We start from the raw sequence: 24,298 nt of genomic DNA on the forward strand, positions 1-24,298 counted from the left end.
CCCATGACTCCACGTTTCAACACCCAGGTTGCGCTGGTGACCGGCGCCGCCCAGGGCATCGGTCGGCGGGTTGCCGAGCGTTTGCTGGAAGAGGGCGCCTGGCTGGTGGCCGTCGATCGCTCGGAACTCGTGCATGAATTGCAGCATGAGCGGGCGCTGATCCTCACCGCCGACCTGGAGCAGCATGCCGAATGTGCCCGTGTGATGGCCGCTGCCAAGGCGCGGTTCGGGCGTATCGACATCCTTGTCAACAACGTCGGCGGGACTATCTGGGCCAAGCCCTTCGAGCACTACGCCGAGAACGAAATCGAAGCCGAGGTGCGCCGCTCGCTGTTCCCGACCCTGTGGTGCTGCCATTGCGTGTTGCCCTACATGCTGGAGCAGGGCAGCGGTGCCATCGTCAATGTCTCGTCCGTGGCCACGCGCGGAGTGAACCGTGTGCCGTATGGCGCGGCCAAGGGCGGCGTCAACGCCTTGACCGCGTGCCTGGCCCTGGAGACCGCCGGCAGCGGCATTCGGGTCAACGGCACCGCACCCGGTGGCACCGAGGCACCACCGCGGCGGATCCCGCGCAACAGCCAGCCCCAGAGCGACCAGGAGCGCGTCTGGTACCAGCAGATCGTCGACCAGACCCTCGACAGCAGCCCGATGAAGCGCTACGGCAGCATCGACGAACAAGCCGGCGCGATTCTGTTTCTGGCCTCTGATGAGGCCTCCTACATCACGGGCGTCACCTTGCCGGTAGGAGGCGGCGACCTCGGCTGACCCAGCGCCGTACCTGCAGACACTGACTCACAACAACAATAATGAGAGCACTGCCATGCGTACCCATGACGTCAATTCGATTATCGATAATGCCCATTTCAATCGTTTCCACTGGCTGGTGGTCAGCCTGTGTGCTGTGCTGTTGATCTTTGACGGTTATGACTTGTTCATCTACGGCGTGGTCTTGCCGTCGATCATGAAGGAATGGGGACTATCCCCCCTGCAGGCCGGCGCTCTGGGCAGTTATGCGCTGTTCGGGATGATGTTCGGCGCGCTGGTCTTCGGCAGCCTGGCCGACAAGTTCGGTCGCCGCAAAGGCATCGCCATCTGCTTTGCCTTGTTCAGCGTCGCCACGGTGATTAACGGTTTTGCCAGCAACCCGACTGAGTTCGGAATCTGCCGGTTTATTGCCGGGCTCGGCTGTGGCGGCCTGATGCCCAATGCGGCCGCACTGATTACCGAATACGCACCGAAGAAAATGCGCAGCATCCTGATGGCGGTGATGTTTGGCGGGTACTCGCTGGGCGGCATGCTGTCGGCCGGCGTGGGGATTTTCATGCTGCCGCGTTTTGGCTGGTCGTCCATGTTCTTCGCCGCGGCGATCCCGCTGCTGCTGATGCCGTTGATTGTGTACTGGCTGCCTGAGTCCATCGGGTTCCTGATTCGCCAGGGCCGCAAGGAACAGGCGCGTGAGCTGCTCAAGCGCCTGTCGCCGCAGACCCGGATCGACCCGCAAGACCAACTGCTCGTCAGCGCCGGTAAAGGCAAGGGCGCTTCGGTGCTGGAGTTGTTCCGCCACGGCCTGGCCTTGAGGACGGCGGCGATCTGGGTCGCGTTTTTCTGCTGCCTGTTGATGGTCTACGCCCTGAGTTCCTGGCTGCCCAAACTGATGGCGGGTGCCGGTTACAGCCTGGGATCGAGCCTGTCGTTCCTGCTGGCGCTGAATTTTGGCGGCATCGCCGGGGCGCTTGTCGGTGGCTGGCTGTGTGACCGGCTTAACCTGGTGAAGGTGGTGATCGGTTTCTTTATCGCCGCGCTGCTCTCCATCAGCCTGCTGGGTATCAAGAGCCCGATGCCGGTCCTGTACCTGCTGATCTTTTTTGCCGGCGCCACCACCATCGGCACGCAAATCCTGCTGTACGCCGGCGCCGCACAACTCTATGGCTTGAACATTCGAGCCACCGGCCTGGGCTGGGCTTCCGGTATCGGTCGTACCGGCGCCATCGTCGGCCCGCTGCTGGGCGGCGCGCTGATGGGGATTGAACTGCCGCTGCACCTGAACTTCATGGCCTTTGCCATCCCCGGGGCCATCGCCGTGCTGGCAATGACGGTGTATGCGCTGAATGAACGTCGGGGCCGGCAGGAGGTGATCGCCGCCCCGGCGCAGTAACTGTCGATAACAATAACTAAGAGCAACGACATGAACACACAACGTATCTGGCTATCCCTGTTGGGCGTGCCCCTTGCGGCGACGGCGGCCGAGGGCGGGTTTTTCGAGGACTCCACCGCCACCTTGCAGGCGCGCAACTATTACTTCAGCCGCGATTTCTCGGACATCGTCGGCGCCAACAAGCAATCAAAGGCAGAGGAGTGGGGCCAGGGTTTTATCCTGACCTATAAATCCGGCTACACGCCGGGGCCCATGGGCTTTGGCCTGGATGCCCTGGGCACCCTCGGCCTCAAGCTCGACAGCAGCCCGGACCGCACCAATACCGGCCTGCTCCCGGTCAAGGGCGACGGCAGCGCCCCGAATGATTACAGCCGTTTGGGCCTGACCTTCAAGGCCAGGTTTTCCAGGACCGAATTGAAGGTCGGCGAACTGCAACCGAACCTGCCGGTGCTGGCCTTCAGCGATATCCGCTTGCTGCCGCCGAGCTATCAGGGCGTGAGTGTCAGCTCCGGCGAAATCGCCGGCCTTGCGCTACAGGCCGGGCACTTGACCACCACCAGCCTGCGCAACGAAGCCGGCGACGAGAAAATGATCGCCATGCTCGGCCATGTGCCGCAACGCGGCGCTGAAAGTGATGGGTTCAACTACGTCGGCGGCGACTACGCCTTCAACACCAACCGCACCAGCGTCAGCTACTGGCATGGCCAACTCAAGGACATCTACCGCCAGGACTTTGTCGGCCTCAAGCACAGCCAGCCAATGGGTGAGTGGACGCTCGGCGCCAACCTCGGCTACTACGATGCCCGGGAAGACGGCGACAAACTGCTCGGCAAGATCGACAACCAGGCGTTTTTCTCGCTGCTGTCGGCCAAGCATGGCGGCCATATCTTCTACGTCGGTTATCAAGCCATGTATGGCGACAGTGCCTTCCCGCGGGTCTTCGCCAACATCACGCCGCTGGGCAACGAAGTACCCACCTACGAGTTTGCCTACACCGACGAGCGCTCCTGGCAAGTGCGGTACGACTATGACTTCGTGGCGCTGGGCATTCCGGGGCTGACCACCACCGTGCGTTATATCACCGGTAACAACGTGACCACCGGCGCGGGTTATGAAGGCAAGGATCGCGAGCGCGACCTGGATATCGGCTATGTGGTGCAAAGCGGCACATTGAGCGGCTTGGGCATTCGGGTGCGCAATGTCATGGCCCGTTCAAACTACCGCAGCGACATCGACGAGAACCGGCTGATCCTCAGTTACACCTGGAAGCTGCATTAAACCCCGCCCTGGCACGTGCCCATGACCTGGTAGTGGACGGTATGGCTGGCGCCCTGGCTGTCGAGATACACCATGGTCGCCGGTTCTACCTGGCAACTGCCCGGCACGGGCGTGATTGAAACAACGTGTTGGATATCCAGCGCTTCATTGCTGCCGGCCGCCATGGCGCCGGCGGCGGTGAAAAACAGGAGCAGGCTGAGCCATTTGATATTCATGATGAGTTCCTCTGTGAGTAGGGTTCATTTTAGTGATTGCCGCAGCGGGATAAAGACAGGAACAGGTGAATGACTCGTACGTATCACGTAGCAATCGAGGGGCAATGTTGATGGATTTGCTCAATGGCATGCGGGTGTTTGCCCGGGTTGTCGACACTGGCAGCTTTGCTGCGGCGGCTGCGGCCTTGGACATGTCCGGCGCACACGTGTCGCGGTTGATCGCCGAACTGGAAAAACACCTTGAGACCCGACTTTTGCAGCGCACCACTCGGCGCCTGAGCCTTACTGATTCGGGCGAGCGTTTCCTGTTGCGCTGTCGCGACATTCTTGAGGACGTGAGGGACGCCACCGCCGAAGCCAGCGGCGCCCACCTCAAGCCGCGTGGGCGGTTGCGGTTGCATTGCATGAGCGGGCTTGGCGTGTTGATCACACCATTGATTGCCCGCTACAGCGAGCAGTACCCGGACGTGTCCATCGAGTTGACCCTGTCCCAGCACAACCCGGACCCGCTTGAAGAGGGTCACGACGTGGTGATCTCCATCGCCCATTCGTTGCCGGATTCGGCGCTGGTCAGCCAGACGATCGGGCAGTTGTTCAGTGTGCCCTGTGCGGCACCGGGGTATCTGGCCCGGTACGGCGTGCCCGAGCATCCGCAGCAGTTGATGCAGCATCGACGGTTGCATCTGCAGGATTTCCAGGAGGATGCGTGGTTGTTCAAGGGGCAAGAGGGCGAGATTGCGATTTCGCCGGGTGACACCTTCAGGACCAATGTCGCGGATGCGATGGTCAAGGCGACGCAGGAAGGAATGGGCATCAGCTTGTTGCCGTTCTTCAGCGCCAACCCGGCGCTGCGCGAGGGCTCGCTGGTGCGGCTGTTGCCCGGATATCGGCTACGGGAGCGGAGCATTTTCGCGGTGTATCCATCAAGTCGCTTTCTGGATGCCAAGGTGCGGACGTGGGTCGGGTTTTTGCAGGCGCGATTGCCGGGGTTGTTGGCGGAGCAGTTGGCAGTGATTGAGGCACCTTGAGGCTAGCGCGTTGCCGTACGGCGAATGTAGCGCGCCGGCGACGAGCCCAGTGTCTTGCGAAACATGCTGATGAACGAACTGACCGACTCGTACCCCAGCGCCTCGGCGGTTCGTTGCACCGACTCGCCCTCGGCCAGGCTCTGCAAGGCCACGATGATTTGCCATTGTTTGCGCCATTGGCCAAAAGTCAGGCCTGTTTCGCTCTTGACCAGGCGGGCCAGGGAGCGCTCGCTCATTGCCACCTGGCGTGCCCACTGGGCCATGGTGCAACGGTTTGACGGGGCCTGGGCCAGGCCGCGGGCGATGAAGCGCAACTGCGTAGCAGCGGGGAGCGGCAGGTACAACTGCTCCGAAGGAGCCAGTTCCAGTTGTTCAAGGAGCACGCTCGCCACGCGCGAATTGGCAGAGGCAGGCGGATAATCCTGGGGCTGGGCGCTCAGGTGCAGGATCAACGCCAGGACCAGCGGCGAAAGCACCAGCGTGCAGCATTTCTCCGGTAGCGCGGCGGCGCCGGGCTCGACAAACAGGTAGCCGATCCTGCCGTTGGCGGTCACCCGGTTGCTGTGGGCGATACCGCCCGGAATCCACACGCCGAAGCCCGACGGCACCATCCACACGCCATCCTCTACGGTACACACGATACCGCCGTGATATGCCACCACCAGTTGGCCTTTGCGGTGGCTGTGCACGGGGAATTCGGTGTCGTTGCGCTGGCTGCCGAGCATCAACGCGACGGCGGGCTGATCAAAACTGTCCAGTTCGAATTGATCAACGCCCTGGAGCTTCATCTCGCCCATGTTGCACCGCCTCGATTGTCTGAAATTGATTATATCCTGGCAGCATACTCAATATCGGCACGACCTTGCAGTCCCTACCATCTTCATCAAGGCGATCAAGGTGATTGCCGACTGCGAGATTCAACCGATGCTCAGCGAAATCACGATTGCCCACCTCTACATTCCTCCGTTCTTGCTCTACGTCGGCGTTGCAGCCCTGGTGTACGGGCTACTGGAGCGGGCCCTGCGGCGCTGGCTGGATTGGGCCTGGCACCCCAGCCTGGCGCGTTTCTTTGTGTCGCTGATCGTGCTCTCGACCTTGGTTCTGAGCTTTTGAGGGCAGCGCGATGATCATCAAACACATCCTCAAGACCCTCGTCACCCTGGTGCTCGGGCTGGCCGCATTGCTGTTCTGCACGCAACTGTGGCGTGCCTATGAGTTGGCCCCCTGGACGCGGGACGGGCGTGTCAGCGCACAAGTTATCCGTATTGCCCCCGAGGTGTCCGGCCAGGTCGAACACCTGCTGGTGGGCGACAACCAGTGGGTCGCCAAGGGCGCGTTGCTGTACCAGATCGATCGCAGCAGCTACTTGCTTGCCCAGCAACAGCGCACGGCCGAGCTTGCCGAGGCGCGCAGTGTTTTCGAGCAGCGCAGTGCACAGCTCAAACGCCGCAACCAGCTCGGCGATGCGATTGCGCGGGAGGAAACCGACAACGCAGCCCGGGACCTGGCGGTGGCCAGGGCGCGCCTGGATGCAGCCCGCAGCCAACTGGCCCATGCGCGGCTGGATCTGGACCGCACGACGATTCGTTCGCCGGTCGACGGCTATGTGACCCAGTTGCGGCTGCAGCCGGGTGACTACGCGGCAGCGGGCGAGACCAATATCTTTGTGGTCGATAGCCATAGCTTCTGGGTCACCGGTTACTTCGAGGAGACCAAGCTGGCTGGTGTTCGGGTGGGGGCTGTGACGTCCATCAAGCTGATGGGTTTTTCACCGCTGCTCGAAGGGCATGTGGCGAGCATTGGTCGGGGCATTGCTGACGGTAACGAGCTGCGCAGTAACAGTGGTTTGCCCCAGGTGGCGCCTACGTTCAGCTGGATACGCCTGGCCCAGCGCGTGCCCGTGCGGATTGAACTGGACAAGGTGCCGCCCGGTGTGGAGTTGGCGGCGGGGATGACCGCCAGCATCGAGGTTGCCGAGGAGGGCACGGCGCCGCGCTGGAGGCTGGTGCAATGGCTTCAGGCGTTCATGTGATGCTCCGTGCACTGCGCATGCTGGGGGCATGGGAAGCTGCTACCTCGGGCTATGTGCTGCGTAGTCTTTTGGCGGCCTCATTGGCCCTGTGGCTGGGGTTCCAATTACACCTGGATTCGCCGTTCTCGGCCGCCTCAACCGTGTTGTTGCTGATCCATCCGCTGCAGGGGGCAGTGGTTGGCAAGGGCTTCCACCGGGCACTGGGCACCCTGGTGGGGTTGGCTGTGGCATTGGTCCTGACCAGCCTGTTCGCCCAGCAAATGCTGCTGTTTATCCTCGGGATCGGGATATGGCTGGGCCTTTGTGTCGGCGCCATGACCGTGTTTCGGCACTACCAGGCCACGGCGGCGGTGGTCGCCGGCTACACCGTGTGCCTGGCCCTGGGGCCCGCCATCGTCGCGCCGCAGCAAGGTTTCGACCATATCGTCGGACGGGGCACGGCCGTTGTTCTGGGGGTGTTGAGCCTGAGCCTGGTGGCCACGTTATTCAGCCGCAAGACCGTCGAGCGCACACTGACCATGGCACTTCGCGACGTCTCGTCGCGCACCCTGCGGTTATTGGCCGTGCGGTTTGACGGCGGGCCGGCGCGTGCGCAGGACCCGCTGGCCATCGATATCAGCAAAGTGGACGACCTTCTCGGGATTGGTCGGGGCGAGTCGGTGCTGATCCGCGCCAGGCTGGCGACCCTGCAGGCAGGACTTGCGTATCTGCATGCCGTGGTGCTCGACGAATGCGCGATACCTTCGCACGCTGGAATCGGCGCACAGTTGCGCCAGCTGGCTGAAGCCATGCCCGGGTTTTGCGTGGCGGCCGATCGTGTCCGGGAGCTGCAAGCCAGCCTTGAACCAGGCGCGAGCCAGCGGCGTCTGAATGAACCATTGGCCGAACTGGCCAGCGCCTTGTCGAGTTTTGCCTGCCTTGAGCGCGCGCCCCTGCCGCCGGCCCGCGCCGTGGGGTTTCACCGACACTACGGCGCTGCACTGCGTAACGGTGTGCGAGCGTTGCTGGCCACGCTGGCGACCGGTGCTGTCTGGTACCTCACCGGCTGGGACCAGGGGCCAACCTTGCTGGCCGTACTGGGTCCGTTCTGCACCTTGCTGGCCACCAGCGCGGCGCCCGAGCAAGGCATTGCGAGCCTTGCCAGGGGAACCTTCTACGCAATCCTGGCAGCGGCGGGGTGCAAGTTCCTGCTGTTGCCGCACATCAGCGGGTTCGGGTTGCTCACGGTGGTGCTGGTTGCGTTCTGGGCGGTCGGGATTCATGCCACGACCCGGCCGCGCCATGCCCTGCAAGGCGTCGCCTACCTGATTACGTTCAACACCCTGGTCGGTACTGCCGGGACCGCCCAATACGACTTCGCTGACTTCGCGAATCAAGCCCTGGCCTGGATGGTGACGCTTGCTATCTGCCTGCTGGCCTTCCAGTTGCTGCCGGGGAAACCCGCCAGCCACGCCGACGTCCTGAGGACCGCGCTGCACAAAGACACGCGCCAGTTACTGCGTCGCTGGCACCGCATGGATCTTCTGAAGTGGCAGGCCACGCAACAGCACCGGATGGTTGCCCTGCAAGCGCTGTCGGGCGCCGATGAGGCCGGTGCCGTCTCGCTTCAACTGGGTCGACAGTTACGGTTGCTGCACCGCAAGACACGCGACCTGGAGCCTGATTCATCAATCGCCAGGTGTGTGCAAGCGGGCGACCGGCGTATTGCCAGATATGCCTTCGATTCAGCGATCAGCGCGGCCCAGGCCCGGCGTACGTCGAGATCACTGATCCGCCTTGGTGCCCGCGACCTGGCTGCTTGTTACCGGGATTTGGCGGGGTTGCTCGACCAATACCAGCGCGCCGATATCCGAACCAGTTTCAGCTAAAACAACGAAGGTGAGATGAAATGAAGCAACTCCTTATCTGGACGCTTTTCGGGATGATCGTGTCTGTGCCAATGGCGGTGCAGGCATCGGACGGGGCTGAGGCGCTGGCCCGCTGGCAACAGCAATTCAAACAAGAGCAAAAAAAGCTCGCCGAGCATCGGGCGCCTGGCCGTGATTCAAGGCCCAAGGCCGATCGCCAGCGATGAGCCGGTTCCCGGGGAATTGCAATCTGTTCAGAGCGAAGTGACGAGTTCGGTGTGATGCCCGGCGGTGCTGTTGCTTTATAGGCTCTCAGGATCGCCAAAAAACATCTGAATCCGCGACCTTAACCACCGTTCCCCCGGATCATTGTCCTGGGACCCACGCCACGCCATGTGCAATTCAAAGGTGCGCACCGGCAGTGGCGGCTCCTCAGCCCGCAAGCCACCCGCTGAAGTCAACGCTTCAGCGGCATAGTCCGGCACGGTCGCGACAATATCGGTGCCCGCCAGCAACGTCCCCAGCCCATTGAACTGCGGCACAGCCAGCACGACATGGCGCTTGCGGCCCAGTTTTTCCAGTTCTTCATCCAGAAACCCGCTCAAATCCCCGGCAAACGACACCAGGGCATGGGGCCGGGCGCAGAAGTCATCCAGGCTCATGGAACCCGGCATGCTGTCGGCCCGCAGCAGCATCGGCTTGCTGCGGCGCAATACCTTGCGCTTGGCGTTGGCCGGCAAATCGGTGGTGTAGCTCACGCCGATGGAGATTTCGCCGGAGGCCAGCAGGCCGGGCATCAGGATGTAGTTGACGCGGCGCACTACCAGCACGATGCCGGGGGCTTCGGCCCGCAGGCGCTTGAGCAGCAGCGGCAGCAGGGCGAATTCGACGTCGTCCGACAGGCCGATGCGGAATACCGCGGTGCTGGTGGCCGGGTCGAATTCGGAGGCGCGGCTGACGGCCGTGGAAATCGAGTCCAGGGCCGGGGAGAGCAGGGCGAAGATTTCTACCGCACGGGCCGAGGGCTCCATGCTGCGTCCGGTACGCACGAACAACGGGTCGTCGAACAGGCCGCGCAGGCGTGACAGGGCTGCGCTGATGGCCGGCTGGCCAAGGAACAGTTTCTCGGCAGCGCGGGTCACACTGCGCTCATGCATCAAGGTTTCGAATACGATCAACAGGTTGAGGTCGACACGACGCAGGTCGTTACGGTTCATCTTGTGTCCCAGGCGGCGTCAGTAAACTTGACGGGAGCGGTCATATAAGAACAATGACCGGCATGAATCTTACGGGGAAAGGCTGGTACTCTGCACCGGCTAATTCAGTTTTCCTACATGGATTGGCACCTTTTCCGTATGTGCGGAATCAATGACAGGCATGTCGACTATTAACGGCGACCGGTGGTCTTGCCCCGAAAGCCCAGATAGAGTTCATGGCAATAGAGGTTACTTTGACGAGGTTTGCGATGTCCCGCACGATCCGTTTTCACAAGTTTGGTCCGGCCGAGGTGCTCAAATGCGAAGAGCATGCAGCCGCTAAGCCCGCACCGGGCGAAGTGCAGGTGCGCGTCGAGGCGATTGGCATCAGCTGGTACGACATTCTGTGGCGCCAGAACCTGGCGTCGTCCCATGCCCGCTTGCCTTCCGGCCTTGGCCATGAAATGGCCGGCGTGGTTGTGGCCGTTGGCGAGGGTGTCGACGACCTGGCGGTGGGTGACAAGGTCGCCAGCTTCCCGGCCGAGAGCCCGAATGACTACCCGGTGTACGGCGAACAGATCGTCCTGCCGCGCTCGGCGCTGACCCGCTACCCGGATGTCCTGAGCCCGATCGAAGCCAGCGTGCACTACACGCCGCTGCTGATTGCCTACTTTGCGTACATGGACCTGGCGCGGGTCAAACCCGGGCAATTCGCCCTGGTAACGGACGCCAGCCACTGTGCCGGCCCATCGTTCGTGCAACTGGGCAAAGCCCTGGGTGTGCGGGTGATTGCTGCGACCAAGACCAGTGATGAGCGCGAATACCTGCTGTCCCTCGGGGCCGAGAAGGTCATCGTCACCGAAGAGCAGGACCTGCTGATGCAAGTCAACAAGTTCACCGACAACCGCGGCGTAGACGTGGTGTTCGATGGCTTGGGTGGCCCGCAGATGTCGTTGCTGGGTGATGTGCTGGCGCCCCGTGGCAGCCTGGTGCTGTACGGCCTGCAAGGTGGCAACCAGACGCCATTCCCGGCCTGCGCGGCGTTCCAGAAGAACATTCAGTTCTTTGTGCACTGCATCGGCAACTTCACCGGCAAACCGGAACTGGGCATCATCCAGGACCAGGTGGCCTTGCAGCGAGCCCTGCGTGACATCAACCAACTGACCGCCGACAAGGTGCTGGTACCGCTGAAAACCACGGTATTTCCGTTCAGCCAGTTCGTTGAAGCGCACCGCTATATGGACGAATGTCCGTGCCGTGAACGGGTTGCCTTGCAGGTAGAAACTGTTTGATCTGTGGGAATATTCTCAAGCGAGTATTCCTGCCCCCGGGCGCATGGGGCAAATGCGCCATTTGACAGGACTTAACCTGCCCACCGCTTGAATCGGGATTTCAGCACTTCAGCCCGATAAACCAGATGTATGCCCCTGACGCCGCCCTGAATCCCAGCGCGGCGTTGTCGTGTCTGCACACTCGATACCCCATGCAAGCCCCCATCTGAACCGGTTTTAGCCGGCGTTCTGTATCTGTTAATCATTATTCAAGTGCCGATAATTGCCCCGTCACTTTTATCTCAAGGATTGAGCAATGATTGAATATATGAAATCACCCCGTACATCCGTCAAGCCCAATAATGTTTCCCATGGCTGTTTTGCCGGAACATCAATATTGAAGTGGGTTATGTCGGATGCTTCTCTAGTTTGTAAGTTAAAGCAGCGTAGGAAGTTGTCAGAGCGTTCCTAAGACTTTCGGTTTGGGCTGCGTGCCCCTTGGCTTGGCGCCTTTTCGGGACTGGAAGCCCCCAAAGGCAGGCTTGGCAGGTAGGGCCCGGTGCTAATCTCCATTGAATGTCACATGTTGTAACGCCCCTACAGAAACAACAGGTCAGGCAAATGCCGTCAACGATTGCCCGAAACTGATATTTCAACTCAGGTAGTAGAACTATGAGCGCTATTCACGAACAAGCCATGAACTATGTCTATCAACAAGTATTGCAACGCTTGATAGGGCATTTCTCTCGAACAGAACGTACCTCGCTCCAGTTATTGATTCAACGAATCGTGGTAGCGGCAGGCGGCATGGAGCGGATCGGTGAATACAAGGTGCTGGTCGCTCACGGCGCAGGCGCCGGCAGCAGCTATGTCCTGGCGTTGTTGCGGGCAGCCCAGCTGACGCTTGCAGGCCGGGCGCCGCGGACGTTTCAACTGCGGGTCGCGACCTTGCGCCATGCCGGCATGTCGCAAAATGCCCTGGACACGCTGCATCGCGGCTACAGCGCGCTGTTCCTGCATGACGATGCGCGTGTCGAATTGCTGATGGTCGAGAATCAGGAAGTCTTGCCGTTCAACCACCTGCGGCCGGCCTCCAGTGCGGCGCGCGACACCAGCCGGCGCAATATGCTGATGGTGGGGCACCTGACTTCGGGAGATCTTCGCCAAACCCTGTGCAACGACGCCTACCTGGCCCTCGGTGACTTTTACCAGCGCGTCACCACCTGCAATGGCGGCGTGCACGCGCTGGTCAGCGGTGACTCCGCGCGCAAGCAGCGGGAGTACCTGGCGTGGCTGAAGAAAGCTGCGCTGGCGAGCGGTGCAGAGATCCCGCCGCGCCAGCCCCTGGTGCTCAGCGGGCTGTTCGCGCGCATGGATGAGTGGAGCAACGCCTATTACTGCGACCTTTACGGCGAGCGCTACGCCGTCGCCGATAAGTCCGACACCGACAACCATCGCCACTTGGCCTATATCGGCGCTGCCGACCTTAAGGACGCGGCCGAATACTCCTCCGGGCCGCTGTTGCGTCAGTTCATGGGCTATGAACCGGACGAGTTTGGCTTTCATTTCAGCCACGCGAGCTATGCGAATCCGTTGCTGATGGCCCATCTGCGGGGCCTGCAGGCCGAGTGCCTGCGGGAACTGGATTACGAGGAGGGCGCACAGGGCTTCATGCAGCAGGCCGCGCTGTTCATGCGGCGCAAGCAGATTCCCGAACACCTGATTGCCCAGGCAGCGACCCAGGATGGCCGAGCGCTGGCGGCCGACTACGCCCAGGCGCTGTTCGGATTGGATGAAAGCCAACTGAACTGCCTGATGTTTTCGCCGTTTATCCGTCACGGCGAGCGCCTCGAAAGCTTTTTGCGCCAATGCCACCCCGGCATGCTGGTGGCGCTCCCCGAGCTGCACAAGGCGCTGCAAGGCAAGCCGGTGGCCGAGATGCTGGTGCAATGGGCCATCGACACCAGCGGGTTGCCGATCGACCTGCTGCAACATCTCTATCGCAAGCGGCCAGCCACCGGCGTGCCGGGCATGGCCGAGACGGCACAGCAAGGTGCGCCCGCCCTGGCAGCCTACCAACTGGCGGGGCGTTAAGCGGGTGGCGGCGGGTGACCAGCGATGAACCTCAGGGACGACCGGCAAACCGACTTCGCCTACCAGGCGGTGTATCGCTACATGATCAACCTCATCGGCGAGGTGGGCACGGATGCCCGGGTAAAACTGCCATCATTGCGGCAGCTGGCGGAGCGCCTGAATGTGTCGATCTCGACCATTCAATACGCTTACTCGTTGCTCGAGAAGGAGGGCCGGGTGTACTCGGTGCCCAAGTCGGGCTACTACGCCTGGCCGGTATTGAATAGACCGCCAGGCAGCAGCGGTGGCGACCTGCTGGAGCGCCTCTATGCCAGTGCGCGACGCCCGGGAATGCGCGTGCTCAGCGCCGATGAGCCGGCACTTGCGGCGTCACTGGACGCAGCGCTGTTGCTGCTCGAGCGCGAACTGTTGCGGCATTACCCGCATCATCTGCAGCCATGGTCGCAGCCCTGTGGCGTGTGGGAACTGCGGGCGACGCTCGCGGCGCGCTATACCTCGTCGCCGACCCGTTGCTGGCAGGCGGACGAGGTATACATCGGCGCCGACTTGCGCGGGGTACTGGAAATCCTGATCGAGGTGCTGGGTCTCAAGGGCGCTGCGATCATTGTCGAATCCCCGTGTGACTGGCTGATCCTGCGGTTGTTGCAGGGGGCAGGCGTGAGGGTTCTCGAATTGCCATTCACGGCGGACGACGGCCTGGACCTGGCGTTGTTCGAGCACTTGCTCAGCACCGAGCCGGTGCAGCTGGCGTTGCTGTCATCCGGTGTCAGCCTGCCGTCCGGCGTAGTCCTGTCCACCCATGACCGCCTGCAGCTAGTGCGATTGCTGGACCAGCATGGCTGTTGGTTGTTAGAAAATGACAGCCATGGTGACCTCGGCTTCGGGCAGCCAATCACCGCGTTACGGGACCTGGCCAATCCCGAGCGGCTGATGGTGTTTTCCACGTTCGAGAAGATGCTCGGGCCGGAAGCGCCGTTTGGCTATTTGCTGTCGCGCCACCTCAGCGGCGAGCTGCAGCGCCAGTTCCTGTTGCGCGCATTCCGGTTGTCCTCTATCCGCCAGCGCGCGATTGCGCGGCTCTATCAAAGTGGGCGCATCGACCAGCATCTGCGGGAGTTGCGACCGCAACTCAAAGAGCAGGCCCGGCTCATGGGCCTGCGGCTGGACACGCATCTGGGCAACCAGGTGAGCTACCGAATGCCCGCCGCTGGCGCGACCTTCTGGTTGCGCTCAGAGGCCCCGGTGGATATGCGCCAGGTGTTCCAGCGCCTGCTCACCCGGCAGGTGGTGATTGCGCCGGGGGAGTTGTTCAGCCTCAGTGGCCTGCACTGCCAGCATCTGCGGCTGAGCCATGCCGTTGACGGCGCCCATAACCTGGAGAATGCCCTGGATGAGCTGGCTCTGGCGCTCAGGCAGGCACAGACCGGCACTGAATGAAATTTCGCTGATTGCTGTAGGATTTATAACGTCGCGGAGCAGTCCAAGTCCCAGTAAACTGCACTTTTTTCCGAACCCTTCTCTTTCCGAGGTTTATGCATGACTCTCAGTCCTTTTGCGGGCAAGCCGGCACCAGCTCAATTGCTGGTAGACATCCCGCGACTGGTAACGGCCTATTACACCGGCCAGCCTGATGCAGCGATCTCCACCCAGCGCGTCGCCTTTGGTACCTCCGGACACCGCGGCAGCTCGTTCGACCTCAGCTTCAATGAATGGCATGTGCTTGCCATCAGCCAGGCCATTTGCCTGTACCGTGAAGCCCAGGGCATCAACGGCCCGCTGTTTGTCGGCCTCGACACCCACGCGTTGTCCACCCCAGCCGGCGCCAGCGCGCTGGAAGTGCTGGCCGCCAATGGTGTGCACGTGATGCTCGCCGAAGGCGACGAGTACACCCCGACACCGGCGATTTCCCACGCTATCATTTGCTACAACCGCGGCCGCACCAGTGGTTTGGCCGACGGCATTGTGATCACGCCGTCCCACAACCCGCCACAAAGCGGCGGCTACAAGTACAACCCGCCCAACGGCGGTCCGGCCGACACCCACATCACCAAGTGGATCGAAGCCAAGGCTAACGAACTGCTGGCCAATAAGCTGGCCGGAGTCAAGCGCATCACCCATGCCCAGGCGCTGAAGGCCGACACCACTCATCGCCACGACTACCTCAACACCTACGTGGCCGACCTGGTCAACGTCATCGACTTCGATGCCATCCGCAACGCTGGCTTGCGCCTGGGTGTCGATCCGCTGGGCGGAGCAGGGGTGCGCTACTGGTCGGCCATCGCCGAGCATCACCGCCTGAACCTCGACGTGGTGAACACCGAAGTGGATTCGACCTTCCGCTTCATGAGCGTCGACTGGGACGGCCAGATCCGCATGGACCCGTCCTCCAGCTACGCCATGCAGGGCTTGATCGGCCTCAAGGACCGTTATGACGTGGCCTTCGCCTGCGACCCGGACCACGACCGCCATGGCATCGTGACGCCGTCCGGTGGCTTGCTGGCGCCGAACAACTACTTGGCCGTGTCCATCGACTACCTGTTCCAGAACCGCCCCGAATGGCGCGCTGATGCTGCGGTGGGCAAGACCGTGGTCAGCAGCGGCTTGATTGATCGCGTGGCCAGGCGCATTGGCCGTCGCCTGTACGAAGTGCCGGTGGGCTTCAAGTGGTTTGCCGATGGCCTGTTTGACGGTTCGCTGGGTTTTGGTGGCGAAGAAAGTGCCGGCGCCTCGTTCCTGCGCAAGGACGGCAGCGTGTGGAGCACTGACAAGGACGGCTTGATCCCGGCGCTGCTGGCGGCGGAAATGACCTCGCGCAAAGGCCAGGACCCAAGCCAGATTTATCGCGGGCTGACCGATGCACTGGGCGAGCCGTTCGCCATTCGGGTGGATGCCAAGGCGACTCCGGCGCAGAAGGCCTTGTTGGGCAAGCTGTCGCCAGACCAGGTGACGTCCACGCAGTTGGCCGGGGAAAGCATCCAGCAGATCCTCAGCCACGCGCCGGGCAATGACCAGGCGATCGGCGGGCTGAAAGTCATGACTGAAAACGGCTGGTTTGCCGCACGGCCATCGGGCACCGAGGACATCTACAAGATCTACGCCGAGAGCTTTATCGGCGAAGATCACCTCAAGCAACTGGTGGAAGAGGCCCAGGTGTTGGTGGACGGGGCGATCTCGGCTAACTGATACCCAACCTATGACTGATTAACCTGTGGCGAGGGAGCTTGCTCCCGCCGGACTGCGCAGCAGTCCCATTTTTGGGCGCGCTTCGCACCCCAGCGGGAGCAAGCTCCCTCACCACATTCAAGCTAGGTCAGGCGAGGTCGACCAAGACGATCTCGCTGTCCTCAACCGCTGTCACCCGCAGTACCTGCTCATCCTCAACCGCCACACCGTCTCGAGCTTGTGCACGCAAGCCATTGACTTCAATCACCCCGGTGGCCGGTACCAGGTACGCCCGGCGTCCGTTGTCCAGCCAATACTCGGCACTTTCACCGGCTTTCAGGTTTGCCGCTACCAAGCGTGCATCGGCCCGAATCCGCAGGCTTTCGCTGTCTCCGGCCTTGCCACTGGCCAGGGTCACAAACCCTTCGCGGTCACCCTTCGGAAACGGCTTAGCGCCCCACGACGGCGGCAAACCGGCCTCATTGGGAATGATCCAGATCTGGAAAATCTTGGTCGGCGTAGCTTCCAGGTTGTACTCGCTGTGGGCGATCCCGGTGCCGGCGCTCATTACCTGGACGTCGCCGGCCTCGGTGCGGCCCTGGTTGCCCAGGTTGTCGGCATGGCTGATGGCGCCTTCACGCACATAGGTGATGATTTCCATGTCCCGGTGCGGGTGCTGCGGGAAGCCGGTGCCCGGTGCGATGAGGTCATCGTTCCACACCCGCAGGTTGCCCCAGTGCATGCGCTTGGGGTCATGGTATTCGGCAAACGAGAAGTGGTGGTGAGCGTCCAGCCAACCGTGATTGGCGCCGCCCAGGGTGTTGAAAGGTCGAAGTTCAAGCATGATCGTCTCCTGTGGATGGGAGCCATCATCCAGCAGCGCCAGATCGATAAAAAGCGTAAAAAATGCTGGATTCCTATCGAATGCTTCGATGCCGATGCTCAGGACTTGTCTTCACTTCATCGCCTAACTGCATGAGCGCAAAGCAATTGGCTGGAACTGTGGGGCATTTGCGGCGACCATAGGGCTCTTGTCCGAGTTAAAGCATCGCAGGAGTCCGCGTGCCGCAACACACCCCCGATCTGCCTCCCGAACTGCGGCCACTGGCCGAAATGCCCCTGTTGAAACGGCTCGCCGCCCGATTATTCGGTCACGGCCTGACGCGCCTGCGGGCACAGCACCGTTTCTCATGGCTGCATGGCCAGGCCGACGGCTTTCGCAGTGGCCACACGGCCGGCGTGGAGTATGGCTATAAGGAAGGCAAGGCGGATGGTATCGAAGAAGGCCGCCAGGTCCTGCTGATTCGTGACTTCCGGCCGGATGAGCACACTGCGCCGGGTGTTGACGACAATCTGTTCGATGATTGGCGCCTGCCGCTGACCGCCGAGTTGAAAAAACGCATCAAGGCTGATGTGGCGCGCCTGCTGCCGGCCCATGCCCAGCCGAGTGCGGCGCAATGGAAGATGATTTTCAGCGACACGCCGTCCACCTCGGTGATCGCCGGCGCCGGCGCGGGTAAATCCACCTCGCTGGTGCTGCGTATCCTGCTGCTGACCCATTACCTGGGCTTCGAGCTGAGCTCGATGACGGTGGTGACCTTCACCCGTGAGTCGCGCAAGGACTTCATCAACAAGCTCATGGAAATTCTCGCCTTGTGGGGCCAACCCCTTGGTATGAAAGACGCGCAAGCGGTGGTGCGGACCTTTCACTCACGCATCCTGCCAATGGTGCGCAGCCTGCCGGGCCTTGAACGGCTGCAGGCGTTCGAGAACCTCAATGCGCGGACCGAAGCGGGCTTTGATGAGGCCGACAGCAACCCCTTCGAATTGCGGATCAACGACGCCCAGCGCCAGCAACTGAATGCCTGCTATCACCGGCTGCATGGCCGCCATGAACGCTTCCGCGAACTGATCGCCCCGCTGGCGCGCCATGCCCTGCAACTCAAGGAGCTGGAGCGCGATCACCCGGACGTGCAAAAACGCGTGGCGGTGACCGAACTGGCGGCCAAGCGCGATGAAGAACTCTGCGATGTAATCGAAGACCTGTGGTTTCGTGCCGGCGCCTGGCCGATCAAGGGCATCGAGCCCAATCGCCAGACGTTCGATATCAACGGCGCGAAGTTTCACTGCCATGGTTACATTGCCGAACTGGATGCCTGGGTCGTACTGGGCTTCGACCCGCGGGAAAATGCCCAGGTCAGTCGACCCGGGTCCAAGCTGTCGGTACGTGCCGAATGGGCGGTAAAGCGAACCCTATTTCAAGCTTTCTGCCGTAAACCATTGATATGGCTAGAAAGCTACGAGTCTTCCAAGCGGCTTTTAAGCAGCCTGGCAGGTGACGCAACAGCGGGCCCGGGCTTCGATTACAAGGTCAAGGGCGAGCTGGGTTCGGCACCGTTGCTGGACAGCTTTGTTGCCGCCGCCGGGTTCATCGAGAACCTCGGGCTGGATGTGCCCACCGCCGTGGGCAAGATGAGTTTTGCCAAGGATGATCCAGACCGTTTTTACTTCGAGGCACTGAGCATTTTCTGGAAGGCCCTCGAAGATCACTTGCTGGACCAGTCGCCACCGGTCATGACCTACAACCGGATGTTCTCGCTGTTTGGCGAAAACACCCCGGAGAACCTGAAGTTGCTCAGCGACCCGCTGCTACGGCCGATGTCGCACCTGATGATCGACGAATTCCAGGACGTATCGCCGCAGATCGTCTCGTGGATCCGGGCCAGCCTGCGGGAGATCCGCAGCCGCGGGCCGGCCATGCACGTGGGGCGCGGGGCCCAGCGCTCTTCGCTGTTGTGCGTGGGCGATGACTGGCAGTCGATCTATGGCTGGCGTGGCAGTTCGCCCAAGTATTTCATGGAGTTCAACAAGGAGTTCCCGTCACCCACGACCACCCGGGTGATGCTGGGCGAGAACTACCGCAGCCATCAGCACGTGATCGATGCTGCCGAGCACATTGTGCGGGCGGCCCCGGCCATCAGCGGCAAGAAAGCCAAGGCCAGTGGAACCGCGAAGGAGTTGGTGCCGGTCACGGTGCGTGACCGTGACGATGCGGCGCTAAGCCAACAACTGCTGGCGCACTATCAAAAGGGTGACTCGGTGTTAATGCTGTATCGAAAAAGCAGCGATAAGTCATTGATGCAAGAGCATATTCAGTCGGTAGTTAATGTGGATTCTAGTTTGCCGTACGGCAGCCGCCGGCTCAAGCAACTGACTTATCACAGCGCCAAGGGCCTGCAAGCGGATGCGGTATTCCTGCTGGGCGACTGCCAGCACTTGACCAGTTCGCCGTACAAGAACCAGGTCTACCGCATGGCAGGACTGGGCAAGGACGGCGATACCGAAGCTTACGACAGCGCGCAGAAAGACGAAGTGCTGCGCCTGGCCTACGTGGGCATTACCCGGGCGGTGAGCCATTGCTATTGGTATGTCGACGGCCAGGATGGCCAAGGGGTGAATGTGCCAAAAGCTTCGGACCGGGTTGCCGGGGACAAACCGTTTTTTGACGACCAGCGCATCAGCAAATCATAAGGGGTGACGTTGAATCCTGTGGTGAGGGAGCTTGCTGTGGCGAGGGAGCTTGCTCCCGCTGGAGTGCGCAGCGCTCCCAGGATTTTGGGGCTGCTACGCAACCCAGCGGGAGCAAGCTCCCTCGCCACAGGATACCTGCTTCTCCAGATCAAGCCCGTAGCGACAGCGGCGGCACAAACGACTCCAGTTCATCCTCAACCGCCTCGATGATCCGCTCCACGTCAGCAGCGTTCATCACCGTGGCGCAAGGGATACCGGCAATTGCAATCAGGGTTTCCCCGCTGGCGCGGTCGAACAGGCGGGCGATCATACTGCCGGGAGCATCCATGCTCGCCTCAAAGCCCATGGGATGAAAGTGCCAGCGCATCAACTGGCAGGCATTGGGGAATGTCACTTTGTTCATGTTGCCCACCTTGTTCATTGAGCGCTTCCTTTAGCTCGCTGCAGGGGCGCCATGACCGTCACTGGTCCTGGCCGTCGTGAGCACTAAAAATAGCATTCGTTCGCATCGGGCATGGGAGTTTTTTCGTCCCGTCCGGCAGTTGTTTTCAATAACGTTGATATGGGTCACGTGCTGCGTGGTATTAAGCGAAAGGCCATTAGTCGGAAATATCAAATGGCCGTTGAGCGGGTACGGGCAGTTGGGCAAGCTGCCTCTTTTTTCACCGGCGTAGAGCGCTCAATGCAAGACATCATTCCGGATGACTCCCAGAAAACCCAAGCTACGGCCAAGCTGGTACTGCGTCACCATCTGTGCTGGCGGGATCGGGACCTGGATGGAGTGATGTCGTACTACCATCCGGACATCCAGTACCACGATTTCTTCCAGAACCGCGTGGTGGGTGCCGGCGAGCTGCGCGAATACCTGCAAGCCAGCATGCCCCGTGGCGCCGACGAAGCGATCGAACACACCGACCGCATCCGCGCCGACGGCGACACCGCGTTCATCCAATACCGCATCACCTTGCGTGGCGGCCAGGGCCTGGTGTCGTTTCGCACCAGCGAAGCGATTACCGTGCGCGATGGCTTGATCTGGCGGGTCAACGAGTACGCCTCCCTGGTCCACGAGCAGTCTGCCAGCCGCCGCGAGACCACACGCCCGACCGTCAGCCGCCTGGGCCTGTCGCCGCAGCAACTGAGCTACATGGCCAACGACCTGCAACAGTACTTCGAGCGCCAGCAACCCTATCTGGACCCCGAGCTGGACCTGCAACGGGTGGCGAAGGAGTGCGGGTACAGCCGCAACCAGATTTCCTACCTGTTGAACCAGGTGCTGGGGCAAAGTTTTTACCGCTACGTCAACCAGGCACGCCTCCAGCATTTGCTGGCTGCACTGGAAATGGCCGCGCCGCCGATCCGCATCGACGAACTGGCGTTTGCCGCCGGCTTCAATTCGACGTCGGCGTTCTACAGCAGCTTCCGCCAGCACACCGGCCAGTCGCCCAAGGCCTACGTCAAACAAATTTCCCTGCGTGCACGCGCGCAAGACAGCCCCTGAGGCCAGGCTCTAGGATCACTGCCATCGAAGTGTGGTGGTGGAGCTTGGCATGCCTGCATGGCGCAATATCAGTTTATGGATGGACCAGCTGGACGAGCCGCTGCTGGCACGCGCGTCCCTGGAGCAGGACCTGGACGTCAACGTGGCCATCATCGGCGCCGGCTACACCGGGCTCTGGACCGCGTATTACCTGAAGCGCCAGGCGCCTGAGCTGAAAATCGCAATCATCGAGGCGCAAACCGCCGGGTTCGGTGCCTCGGGCCGTAACGGCGGCTGGCTGATGGGCAACCTGCTGGGAGAGGACCGCCTGTTGGCCGGCCTGACCCCGGAACAGCGCCGGGCCTCGTTCGACCTGCTGCACGCCATCCCCGACGAAGTCGCGCAAGTGATCGAGCGCGAAGGCATCGACTGCGACTACCGCAAGGGTGGTGTGCTGTATTGCGCCGCGCGCTACCCCGAACAGGAAGCCACCCTGCGTGCATACCTGGCCAAACTTCACAGCCAGGGCCTGACCGACGACGACTACCGTTGGCTTGGCCCGCAACAACTGGCCGAGCAGATCCGTATCGCCAAGCCTTATGGCGGCATCTATGCACCCCACGTTGCCACGATTCACCCGGCCAAGCTGGTGCGCGGCCTGGCGCGGTTGGTGGAGCGGATGGGCGTCAAGATCTACGAAAACAGTCCCGTCACCCATTGGCAGTCCGGCAGCCTGCGCACGGACAAAGCCTCGGTGCGCGCCTCCTGGGTGGTGCCGGCGGTGGAAGGGTATGCCACCACGCTGGCTCCGCTGGGGCGCTATCAGCTGCCGGTGCAAAGCCTGATCGTTGCCACCGAGCCGTTGCCGGCCAGCACTTGGGACGAGATCGGCCTGAATCGTGGCCAGGCGTTTGGCGAGAGCAGCCGGCAAGTGACTTACGGCCAGCGTTCGGCGGACAACCGCCTGGTGTTCGGCGCTCGCGGGGGTTATCAGTTTGCCGGCAAGTTGCGGCACAACTTCGATCTCACCGACAGCGAAGTCGAGCTGCGTCGCTACCTGTTCGGCGAACTGTTCCCGCAGCTCAAGAAAGTCCGGATCACCCACGCCTGGGGCGGCAACCTGGGCATGTCCCGGCGCTTCAAGCCGCACATGCTCTGCGATCACGCGGCAGGCATCGCCCTGGCCGGTGGTTACGGCGGCGAGGGCGTAGGCGCCAGCAACCTCGGTGGCCGCACCCTGGCGGACTTGATCCTGGGGCTCGATACGCCGTTGGTTCGCCAGCCATGGGTGATTCAGCCGGGCCGGCTGGACGGGCTCAAGGCCTGGGAACCGGAACCCTGCCGCTGGCTGGGCTACAACGCGATCATCCGCAGTTTTGTGCATGAGGACCAGGTGTTGGCCAACCCCAACACCGCCCCGTGGCGCCGCAAACTGGCCAGCGGGGTTGCCGGGTTCATGGAAGGTTTCATGCACTAAGTCGTTTCAATCACCACAGGTATGAACATGAGCATTACCCAGTTCAAAGACACACTCAGCGCCCATTTGCCTGATTCCTCGCCCGTCGCCGTGCCACTGGGCACACCGGTCGCGGTGGCCTCGACCTTGAGCGTGGAACGTAGCGACGGCGTCGAAACCGGCATCTGGGAATGCACGCCCGGGCGCTGGCGCCGGCAGATCAAAGCCCAGGAGTTTTGCCACTTCATCCAGGGACGCTGCACCTTCACCCCCGACAACGGGGAAATGCTCCACATAGAAGCCGGCGACGCACTGATGTTGCCGGCCAACAGCACCGGTATCTGGGACATCCAGGAAACCGTGCGCAAGACCTATGTACTGATCCTCTGATTCTTTGATCTTTGATCGCCTGCCATAAAAACAGCCCTAAAACCGCCAGGAAATCGAACCATGAGACCCATTGCCCTGTTGCCGCTGGTATTCGTCGCCACCCTCAGCCAAGCCGCCGAGACGGTGAAGATCTACAACTGGTCGGACTATATCGCCCCCGACACCACCAGGAACTTCCAGAAAGAAACCGGCATCGGTTTCACCTACGACGTGTACGACAGCAACGAAACCCTCGACGGCAAGTTGATGACCGGCAAATCCGGCTATGACGTGGTGTTCCCCTCCAACCACTTCATGGCCCGGCAGATCCAGGGCGGGGCGCTGAAGAAACTCGACAAGAGCCAGTTGCCCAACTGGAAGAACCTCAACCCGGTGCTGCTCAAGGCCCTGGAAAACAACGACCCGGGCAATGCCCACGGCTTTCCGTACCTGTGGGGCAGCACCGGTATCGGCTACAACATCGACAAGGTCAAGGCGGTACTCGGCGACAACGCCCCAGTGGATTCCTGGGACCTGATCTTCAAGCCCGAGAACATGCAAAAACTGCAGAAGTGTGGCGTCGCCATCCTCGACAACGGCCCGGAACTGCTGCCGGCGGCGCTCAACTACCTGGGCCTGCCGCACCACAGCAAAAAGGCGGAAGACTACAAAAAGGCCGAGGACCTGCTGATGAAAGTGCGGCCGTACGTGGCGTATTTCCACTCCTCGAAATACACCGCCGACCTGGCCAACGGCGACATCTGCGTGGCCGTCGGCTTCTCCGGCGACATCCTCCAGGCCGAAAGCCGCGCCAAGGAAGCCAGGAATGGCGTGAACATCGGCTACAACATTCCCAAGGAAGGCGCCGCCATCTGGTTCGACATGGTCGCCATGCCCGCCGATGCCCCGGATGAAAAAGCCGGCTATGCGTTCATGAACTACCTGCTGCGCCCGGAAGTGATGGCCAGCATCACCAACTACGTGCACTACGCCAACGGCAATGCCGCGGCGGACAGCCTGGTGGACCCGGCAATCAAGAGCGACACCAAGGTGTACCCAAGTCCGGAAATGATGGGCAAGTTGTTCGCACTGGAAGCAATGCCACTGAACATCGACCGGATTCGTACGCGGGTGTGGAACACCATTCGTACCGGGCGTTGATGATCGTTCCCACGCTCCGCGTGGGA

Annotated in this window: 22 protein-coding genes; 17 read left to right on the plus strand and 5 right to left on the minus strand. The window is 61.6% G+C overall.

Going from position 1 to position 24,298, the window contains the following annotated elements; translation table 11 throughout:
• Window positions 1-3: 3 nt before the first annotated feature.
• Genes HX818_RS23435 through HX818_RS23445 form a run of 3 tightly spaced genes read left to right on the plus strand, consistent with a single transcriptional unit; the run spans window position 4 to window position 3,433 of the window.
• Complete coding sequence (locus HX818_RS23435) at window positions 4-765, plus strand: 1,6-dihydroxycyclohexa-2,4-diene-1-carboxylate dehydrogenase (RefSeq protein WP_087694525.1); 762 nt, start codon at window positions 4-6, stop codon at window positions 763-765.
• Between the two features lie 55 nt (window positions 766-820).
• On the plus strand, window positions 821-2,155 hold the full coding sequence (locus tag HX818_RS23440) for an MFS transporter (protein ID WP_177020817.1): 1,335 nt from the start codon (window positions 821-823) through the stop codon (window positions 2,153-2,155).
• Between the two features lie 30 nt (window positions 2,156-2,185).
• Entirely contained in the window at window positions 2,186-3,433 is a 1,248-nt protein-coding gene (locus HX818_RS23445) for an OprD family porin (RefSeq protein WP_177020818.1), read from the plus strand.
• Here HX818_RS23445 and HX818_RS23450 read toward each other — a convergent pair.
• Entirely contained in the window at window positions 3,430-3,648 is a 219-nt protein-coding gene (locus HX818_RS23450; RefSeq protein WP_003210829.1) for a DUF2790 domain-containing protein, read from the minus strand. The two genes, HX818_RS23445 and HX818_RS23450, sit on opposite strands and share 4 nt — an antisense overlap.
• A 110-nt stretch (window positions 3,649-3,758) precedes the next feature.
• Between HX818_RS23450 and HX818_RS23455 the strand changes: the two genes are divergently transcribed.
• Window positions 3,759-4,676: a LysR family transcriptional regulator gene (locus tag HX818_RS23455; protein WP_177020819.1), complete on the plus strand. Its 918-nt coding sequence runs from the start codon at window positions 3,759-3,761 to the stop codon at window positions 4,674-4,676.
• Window positions 4,677-4,678: 2 nt separating this feature from the next.
• On the opposite strand, the gene HX818_RS23460 is transcribed toward HX818_RS23455, so the two are convergent.
• Window positions 4,679-5,473 (minus strand): helix-turn-helix domain-containing protein, encoded by a 795-nt coding sequence (locus tag HX818_RS23460; protein WP_008433826.1) that lies wholly within the window; start codon window positions 5,471-5,473, stop codon window positions 4,679-4,681.
• Window positions 5,474-5,600: 127 nt separating this feature from the next.
• Here HX818_RS23460 and HX818_RS31540 point away from each other — a divergent pair, with 127 nt between their 5' ends.
• Genes HX818_RS31540 through HX818_RS23480 form a run of 4 tightly spaced genes read left to right on the plus strand, consistent with a single transcriptional unit; the run spans window position 5,601 to window position 8,782 of the window.
• Entirely contained in the window at window positions 5,601-5,789 is a 189-nt protein-coding gene (locus HX818_RS31540) for a DUF1656 domain-containing protein (protein ID WP_032899212.1), read from the plus strand.
• Between the two features lie 10 nt (window positions 5,790-5,799).
• Window positions 5,800-6,708, plus strand: a complete 909-nt coding sequence (locus tag HX818_RS23470; RefSeq protein WP_177020820.1) for an HlyD family secretion protein — start codon at window positions 5,800-5,802, stop codon at window positions 6,706-6,708.
• Window positions 6,708-8,576, plus strand: a complete 1,869-nt coding sequence (locus HX818_RS23475) for an FUSC family protein (protein WP_177020821.1) — start codon at window positions 6,708-6,710, stop codon at window positions 8,574-8,576. Before HX818_RS23470 ends, HX818_RS23475 begins: the two co-directional genes overlap by 1 nt.
• 20 nt (window positions 8,577-8,596) lie before the next feature.
• Window positions 8,597-8,782: a hypothetical protein gene (locus tag HX818_RS23480; protein WP_003217145.1), complete on the plus strand. Its 186-nt coding sequence runs from the start codon at window positions 8,597-8,599 to the stop codon at window positions 8,780-8,782.
• Window positions 8,783-8,857: 75 nt separating this feature from the next.
• On the opposite strand, the gene HX818_RS23485 is transcribed toward HX818_RS23480, so the two are convergent.
• Window positions 8,858-9,772, minus strand: coding sequence for a LysR family transcriptional regulator (locus HX818_RS23485; protein WP_008433801.1), 915 nt, complete (start codon window positions 9,770-9,772; stop codon window positions 8,858-8,860).
• Window positions 9,773-10,020: 248 nt separating this feature from the next.
• On the opposite strand from HX818_RS23485, the gene HX818_RS23490 reads away from it, so the two are divergent.
• The 4 genes from HX818_RS23490 (at window position 10,021) to pgm (ending at window position 16,299) form a co-directional block, all read left to right on the plus strand.
• Window positions 10,021-11,043 (plus strand): zinc-dependent alcohol dehydrogenase family protein, encoded by a 1,023-nt coding sequence (locus HX818_RS23490; RefSeq protein ID WP_003217140.1) that lies wholly within the window; start codon window positions 10,021-10,023, stop codon window positions 11,041-11,043.
• 651 nt (window positions 11,044-11,694) lie between these two features.
• Complete coding sequence (locus HX818_RS23495; protein WP_177020822.1) at window positions 11,695-13,116, plus strand: hypothetical protein; 1,422 nt, start codon at window positions 11,695-11,697, stop codon at window positions 13,114-13,116.
• A 24-nt stretch (window positions 13,117-13,140) separates the two neighbouring features.
• Window positions 13,141-14,553, plus strand: a complete 1,413-nt coding sequence (locus tag HX818_RS23500) for a PLP-dependent aminotransferase family protein (protein ID WP_177020823.1) — start codon at window positions 13,141-13,143, stop codon at window positions 14,551-14,553.
• A gap of 99 nt (window positions 14,554-14,652) precedes the next feature.
• On the plus strand, window positions 14,653-16,299 hold the full coding sequence (gene pgm / locus HX818_RS23505) for a phosphoglucomutase (alpha-D-glucose-1,6-bisphosphate-dependent) (RefSeq protein ID WP_177020824.1): 1,647 nt from the start codon (window positions 14,653-14,655) through the stop codon (window positions 16,297-16,299).
• Window positions 16,300-16,426: 127 nt separating this feature from the next.
• Here pgm and HX818_RS23510 read toward each other — a convergent pair whose 3' ends face one another.
• The gene (locus HX818_RS23510; protein WP_177020825.1) at window positions 16,427-17,122 is read right to left on the minus strand and encodes a pirin family protein; all 696 of its coding nucleotides are present in this window, start codon (window positions 17,120-17,122) and stop codon (window positions 16,427-16,429) included.
• 218 nt (window positions 17,123-17,340) lie between these two features.
• On the opposite strand from HX818_RS23510, the gene HX818_RS23515 reads away from it, so the two are divergent.
• Window positions 17,341-19,809: a UvrD-helicase domain-containing protein gene (locus HX818_RS23515; RefSeq protein ID WP_177020826.1), complete on the plus strand. Its 2,469-nt coding sequence runs from the start codon at window positions 17,341-17,343 to the stop codon at window positions 19,807-19,809.
• A gap of 148 nt (window positions 19,810-19,957) precedes the next feature.
• Here the strand turns inward: HX818_RS23515 and HX818_RS23520 are convergent, their stop codons facing one another.
• Window positions 19,958-20,230 (minus strand): DUF1652 domain-containing protein, encoded by a 273-nt coding sequence (locus tag HX818_RS23520; protein ID WP_003217129.1) that lies wholly within the window; start codon window positions 20,228-20,230, stop codon window positions 19,958-19,960.
• A 261-nt stretch (window positions 20,231-20,491) separates the two neighbouring features.
• Here HX818_RS23520 and HX818_RS23525 point away from each other — a divergent pair, with 261 nt between their 5' ends.
• From HX818_RS23525 to HX818_RS23540, 4 genes are read left to right on the plus strand one after another with little or no spacing between them, the layout of a single operon-like run.
• Entirely contained in the window at window positions 20,492-21,307 is an 816-nt protein-coding gene (locus HX818_RS23525) for an AraC family transcriptional regulator (RefSeq protein WP_003217127.1), read from the plus strand.
• A 49-nt stretch (window positions 21,308-21,356) separates the two neighbouring features.
• Complete coding sequence (locus HX818_RS23530) at window positions 21,357-22,763, plus strand: FAD-binding oxidoreductase (protein ID WP_087694414.1); 1,407 nt, start codon at window positions 21,357-21,359, stop codon at window positions 22,761-22,763.
• Window positions 22,764-22,790: 27 nt separating this feature from the next.
• The gene (locus HX818_RS23535) at window positions 22,791-23,132 is read left to right on the plus strand and encodes a cupin domain-containing protein (protein WP_003217122.1); all 342 of its coding nucleotides are present in this window, start codon (window positions 22,791-22,793) and stop codon (window positions 23,130-23,132) included.
• Between the two features lie 60 nt (window positions 23,133-23,192).
• Window positions 23,193-24,272: a polyamine ABC transporter substrate-binding protein gene (locus HX818_RS23540; protein ID WP_177020827.1), complete on the plus strand. Its 1,080-nt coding sequence runs from the start codon at window positions 23,193-23,195 to the stop codon at window positions 24,270-24,272.
• Window positions 24,273-24,298 lie beyond the last annotated feature (26 nt).

The organism is Pseudomonas sp. F9001 (assembly GCF_013385435.1).
In the GTDB taxonomy this organism is placed as follows: Bacteria; Pseudomonadota; Gammaproteobacteria; order Pseudomonadales; family Pseudomonadaceae; genus Aquipseudomonas.